The sequence below is a fragment of the Staphylococcus sp. EG-SA-2 genome (assembly GCF_017152085.1).
Map to the genome: position 1 here is coordinate 1 of NZ_JACYHC010000629.1, position 2,346 is coordinate 2,346.

At 38.2% G+C, this 2,346-nt stretch carries 3 protein-coding genes; all 3 read right to left on the bottom strand.

Annotation, left to right across the window (positions count from 1 at the left end; all coding sequences use genetic code 11):
* Positions 1-292 (bottom strand): sugar phosphate isomerase/epimerase family protein (locus tag IDG60_RS11260; protein WP_206160704.1); only part of this gene is annotated, 292 nt, incomplete at its 3' end.
* 54 nt (positions 293-346) lie between these two features.
* Positions 347-1,387 (bottom strand): Gfo/Idh/MocA family protein, encoded by a 1,041-nt coding sequence (locus IDG60_RS11265; RefSeq protein ID WP_000163809.1) that lies wholly within the window; start codon positions 1,385-1,387, stop codon positions 347-349.
* A gap of 24 nt (positions 1,388-1,411) precedes the next feature.
* The coding region (locus IDG60_RS11270) for a Gfo/Idh/MocA family protein (RefSeq protein ID WP_206160705.1) at positions 1,412-2,346 on the bottom strand (935 nt) is incomplete at its 5' end.

The following is a 2,346-nucleotide window of genomic DNA, read 5'->3' on the forward strand; positions in this document are numbered from 1 at the left end:
GGATTGTTTTACGTAACGTTTCATCGGCTTCTTTCGCTTCTATCGGATCTGGAGAAATTGGATTGTTATGACAACTGAAACCACTTATTTGTAAGCCTCTGTCTGTGATTGACTTCATAAATGCTTGGCGCTTGTCTTCATTTTCTAACAACTCATCTAACTTACAAAATTTATCTCCTGGGTTACCACCTGTTCCAACTTCAATCATATCCAATCCAGATTCTGAGACATAATCTAACATATCTTCAAAATTTTTATCGTAAAATAATACTGAAAATACACCTATTTTCATTGAAAAGCACTCCTTCTTTTTATATTGAGAATTTTGTATCATATATGATAATCATTAAAGTTGTATGCTCTTGTTATCAAGATCGCTACGATAAATCGCTTCTATAAGGGCATTTACATTGCGTGCTTCTTCCGGTTTCACCACAATCTCTTCTATCCCTAAACACGCATTGACAAAGTTACGCGCCTGTCTCTCACCAGCAATGTCTTCGTTATGCTCAACATTAGCTTTGCTTTCAAAAATAGTTCCAAAGCGGGGCTCATATATTTCAAATGGAAATAAATTGATACCGCCATCTTCTCCTGATAAACTAACGTGAACCTTATCTTCTTTGATATTTGCAGACCACGAACATTCAAACTGCATGCTTGCTCGATTGGCAAATGTCATATAACTAGTAACATGATCATCGACATCAAATTTAGTATGATCAAATGTTCCCCAATCATTAATTTGATTCGGTTGTTTGCTCAATTGATTATATGTTTTTCCTAGCACTTCATGCGGCACCATATCTTTACCTAGTAGCCACAAAGATAAGTCTAACAAGTGGCAACCATAATCGATTAAACTACCGCCACCTTGCAACGCTTTATTGGTAAAAACACCCCAGCCAGGCACTTTACGCCTACGCATCGCTTGTACACGTGCTACTAAAGGTTTACCAACCACACCTGATTCAATTGCTTTTTTAGCAGTAATTGCCACATCTGTGTGACGATAATGATATGCGACAGTTAATAATTTGTGATTTTTATTAGCCGCTTCAATCATGCGATCACACTCTTCCGTCGTCATCGCCATTGGCTTTTCACACAATACATGGACACCATGGTTCAATGCTTCTATAGAAAGATCAGCATGGAATTTATTAGGTGTACAAATGACCACCGCATCAACAAGTTTAAACAGCTCGCTAGGTGTCTCAACTGCATGAGGTATATTAAAGCGCTTCGCAACATCAATCATCTGCACTGTATTAATATCTTGTACTGCAACTAATGAGACTGTGTCTTTGAGTTTCAGCAATGCTGGAATATGACGGTCTTGTGCAATACCACCAACACCTATCACACCAACTTTTAATTTTGTCATGATGTGCCTCCTTACCGTATGATGTTATTCAAAGTAAATTGCTTTGCCTGATTTTGCAGACTGATAAATCGCTTCAAGAATTTTTGTAACTACCATTGCTTGTTCCGGTTTCACAACTGGTTCAGTATCATTTACAACTGCATCAATCCAAGCTTTTGCTTCTTCTTCAGCTTCATCCACTTCATTACCTTCATAAAAGTCGACGCCTTTGTTTTCCAATTCAACGTGTTTGGTATAAAGTGTACCCATGTCTTCACCATGAATACGTAGACCATCTTTCATATCAGCACCTGCTTTAGTTCCTGATAATGAACATTTTGCCTCATCCACTTCTAAAGAATTAATCGCCCAAGCGGATTCTAACATGATCGTCGCTCCATTCTTCATTTTAATAAATCCAAACGCAGAATCTTCAACTGTAAATTCATCTGGATTCCATGAACCCCAAGCGTTTGCCGCATGATGCTGTTTATTTAATTTATGGAATGTTGAACCCATCACTGATTCTGGTTCATAATTATCCATCATCCATAACGTTAAATCTAAAGCGTGTGTACCGATATCGATTAATGGTCCTCCACCTTGAGCTTCTTCGTCTAGAAAGACACCCCATGTTGGTACTGCTCGACGACGAATGGCATGTGCCTTTCCGAAGTAAATGTCTCCTAAGTCGCCACGTTGCGCTGCTTGATGTAAAAATTGACTATCTGCTCGGAAACGATTTTGATAACCTATTGTTAATTTTTTACCTGTTGATTTAGCTGTATCTATCATTTTTTGAGCTTCTGCTGTCGTTTTAGCCATTGGTTTTTCACACATCACATGTTTACCAGCATGCAACCCTGCTACAGTAATTTCACAATGCGAGTCATTTGGCGTACAAACATGGATAACATCAATCGTGTCATCTTTTAACAATGCTTTGTAATCATCATAAACCTTTGCATTGTCAGTTCCGT

Excerpts from the sequence above, each read along its gene's own strand:
- IDG60_RS11265 (WP_000163809.1), bottom strand. The coding sequence starts at position 1,387 with ATGACAAAATTAAAAGTTGGTGTGATAGGTGTTGGTGGTATTGCACAA.